General features: G+C 72.8%; 3 protein-coding genes and 1 pseudogene. All 4 read left to right on the top strand.

Annotation, left to right across the window (positions count from 1 at the left end; translation table 11 throughout):
* The coding region (locus AC30N0_RS10265) for a glutamate ligase domain-containing protein (protein WP_489517820.1) at positions 1-485 on the top strand (485 nt) is incomplete at its 5' end.
* Entirely contained in the window at positions 475-1,653 is a 1,179-nt protein-coding gene (gene mraY, locus AC30N0_RS10270) for a phospho-N-acetylmuramoyl-pentapeptide-transferase (protein WP_489517821.1), read from the top strand. The genes AC30N0_RS10265 and mraY, both read left to right, overlap by 11 nt.
* Positions 1,650-3,173, top strand: a complete 1,524-nt coding sequence (gene murD / locus AC30N0_RS10275) for a UDP-N-acetylmuramoyl-L-alanine--D-glutamate ligase (protein WP_489517822.1) — start codon at positions 1,650-1,652, stop codon at positions 3,171-3,173. Before mraY ends, murD begins: the two co-directional genes overlap by 4 nt.
* Positions 3,170-3,406: pseudogene (locus AC30N0_RS10280) on the top strand (hypothetical protein); the annotation flags it as partial. The gene murD and the pseudogene AC30N0_RS10280, both read left to right, overlap by 4 nt.

Consider the following 3,406-nt stretch of genomic DNA (forward strand, 5'->3'; position numbering starts at 1 on the left):
GCTGCCCGCTCGACGCCGTCGCGGCGGGCCTGGCCGGTTTCGCGGCGGTGCGCGGCCGTTCGCAGGCGCGCCGCTTCGAGCGCGACGGCGCGCTGCGCACGCTCGTCGACGACAGCTACAACGCCAACCCGGATTCCGTGCGCGCCGCCATCGACGTCCTGGCCGCGCTGCCGCCGTCGCGCTGGCTCGTCCTCGGCGACATGGGCGAGGTCGGCAACCAGGGCCCGGCGTTCCACCGCGAGGTCGGTGCCTACGCCGCCGAGCGCGGGATCGAGGCGCTGTGGGCGGCGGGTCCGGAAAGCGCGAGCACGGTGACGGGCTTCGCCGGCGGGCGCCGCTTCGCCGACGCCGAGGGCCTGATCGCCGCCCTCGGCGAGGCGCCTGACTTCGCCTCCGTCCTGGTCAAGGGCTCGCGCTTCATGGCCATGGAGCGCGTCGTCGCCGCGCTCACCGGCGAGACCGCGGGAGGCGCGCATGCTGCTTAGCTTGGCCGACTGGCTGCAGACGCTGTCGCCGGAGTTCGGCTTCTTCCGCGTCTTCCAGTACCTGACCTTCCGCGCCATCATGGCCGCGATGACCTCGCTGCTGATCGGCCTGGTCTTCGGCCCGTGGGTGATCCGCCGCCTGAGCGCGCTGAAGATCGGCCAGCCGATCCGCGCCTACGGCGTCGAGGCGCACCAGGCGAAGACCGGCACGCCGACGATGGGCGGCGTGCTCATCCTGCTCGGCATCGGCGTGTCGACGCTGCTCTGGTTCGACTGGAGCAACCGCTTCGTCTGGATCGTGATGGTCGTGACGATCGGCTTCGGCGCGATCGGCTGGGCCGACGACTGGCGCAAGGTCGTGCACAAGAACCCGGAAGGCATGCGCTCGCGCGAGAAGTACTTCTGGCAGTCGCTGATCGGCATCGTCGCCGCGCTCTACCTCGCGTTCTCGGTCAGCGAGACCTCGAACCTGCGCGTCCTCGAGCTCTTCCTGCGCTGGGTGCAGAGCGGCTTCTCGAACGACCTGCCGCCGAAGGCCGACCTGATCGTGCCCTTCTTCAAGTCGGTGAGCTACCCGCTCGGCGTGTTCGGCTTCATCGTCCTCACCTACCTGGTGATCGTCGGCAGCAGCAACGCCGTCAACCTCACCGACGGCCTGGACGGCCTGGCCATCATGCCGGTGGTGATGGTCGGCTCGGCGCTCGGCGTGTTCGCGTACGTGACCGGCAGCTCGGTCTACAGCCGCTACCTGCTCTTCCCGTACATCCCCGGCGCCGGCGAGCTGCTCATCTTCTGCGCGGCGATGGCGGGCGCGGGGCTCGCCTTCCTCTGGTTCAACGCCTACCCGGCGCAGGTCTTCATGGGCGACGTCGGCGCGCTCGCCCTCGGCGGCGCGCTCGGCACCATCGCCGTCATCACCCGGCAGGAGATCGTCCTCGCGATCATGGGCGGGATCTTCGTCGCCGAGGCGCTGTCGGTGATGGCCCAGGTGGTCTGGTTCAAGTACACGAAGCGACGCTACGGCGCCGGGCGGCGCTTCCTCAAGATGGCGCCGCTGCACCACCACTTCGAGAAGTCCGGCTGGCAGGAGACGCAGGTCGTCGTCCGCTTCTGGATCATCACCATGCTGCTGTGCCTGGTCGGCCTGGCCAGCCTGAAGCTGCGATGACGACGCTGGTCCTCGGCCTCGGCATCTCGGGCCTCGCCATGGCGCGCTGGGTCGCGCGCTCGGGCGAGACCGTCCGCGTCTGGGACTCGCGCGCCGAGCCGCCGCAGGCTCCGGGTCTCGCCGAGCACGTGCCCGCGGCCGAGCGGCTGCACGGTGCGCTCGACGCCGGCGCGCTCGACGGCATCACCCGCGTGCTGCAGAGCCCGGGCCTGGCACCCGGCGATGCGCGCGTCGCGCCGCTGCTCGCCGCCGCCCATGCCGCGAGCATCCCGGTGCGAGGCGAGCTCGACCTCTTCCACGAGGCGCTCGACGAGCTGCGCACGGGCCTCGACTACGCGCCGAAGATCGTCGCCGTCACCGGCACCAACGGCAAGACGACGACGACGGCGATGACGGCGCTGCTCGTCGAGCGCAGCGGGCGCCGCGTCGCCGCCGCCGGCAACATCGGGCCGACCCTCCTGCAGACGCTGGCCGACGCCCTAGACGCCGGCCCGTATGACAGTGCGTGCGAGCGCCTGCCCGAGGTCTGGGTCCTGGAGCTGTCGAGCTTCCAGCTCGCCGGCAGCGCCGAAGGCGCCCTCGACGCCGACGCCGTCGCCCTGCTCAACCTGACCGAGGACCACCTCGACTGGCACGGCTCGTTCGCGGCGTATGCCGCCGCCAAGGCGCGCATCTTCGGCCGCCGCGCGGTGATCGTCGTCGACCGCGACGACGCGGTCGTGCGCCAGCTCGTCCCGCCACCGGTGCAGCTGCCGGTGAAGAAGGGCCGGGCACCGAAGACGATCGCGCGCACGACGGTGTTCTTCGGCGCCGGCGCGCCCGAGCGCCGCGGCGACTTCGGGCTCGTCGTCGAGAACGACATGGCCTGGCTGGTGCGCGCGCGCGACGACGACGAGCCGGGCGCCGCGATCGGCCTGCAGCACCTCATGCCCGCCGACGCGCTGCGCGTCCGCGGCCGCCACAACGCGCTCAACGCGCTCGCCGCCCTGGCCCTGGCGACGGCGATCGGCTGCCCGCTCGCGCCCATGCTGCACGCGCTGCGCGAGTACCGCGGCGAGGCGCACCGGGTCGAGCACGTCGGCCGCGTCGAAGGCATCGACGCCTTCGACGACAGCAAGGGCACCAACGTCGGCGCGACCGTCGCCGCCCTGGTCGGGCTCGGCGCGGAGCGCGCGCCGGGCCGCCTCGTGGTGATCCTCGGCGGCGACGGCAAGGGCCAAGACTTCGCGCCGCTGGCCGAGCCGCTGCGCCGGCACGCCCGCGCCGCGATCACCATCGGCCGCGACGCCGCGGCGATCGAGAAGATCGTCAGGCGTGCCGGTCTGCCGGTCGAGCGCTGCGACACGCTTGAGGCCGCGGTCGCTGCCGCCTTCGCGCGCGCCGAGCCGGGCGACGCCGTCCTGCTGAGCCCGGCTTGCGCCAGCCTCGACATGTTCCGCAACTACGGGCACCGCGCCGAGGTCTTCGTCGCCGCGGTGCAGGCGCTGGCCGAGGCGTCGCTGCAGGGACACGCGGCATGAGCGCCGTTCTGACGGACATCCTCCAGTCGTGGCGCGAACGGCTCGCGCCGACGCCATCGGCGGCGCCGGCGAAGCCGGCGGGGCGCGGGCGTCGCGCCGTCGCCGAGCCGATCCCGGTGCGCGAGTGGATCAGCGTCGATGCCGGCCAGCCGGCGCGGCTGCTCGGCTTCGACCGGGCCCTCGTCTTCGTCGTCGTCGCCCTGCTCTCGCTCGGCCTGGTGATGGTCTACAGC

The organism is Rhizobacter sp. (genome assembly GCF_031412495.1).
GTDB lineage: Bacteria > Pseudomonadota > Gammaproteobacteria > Burkholderiales > Burkholderiaceae_C > Schlegelella_A.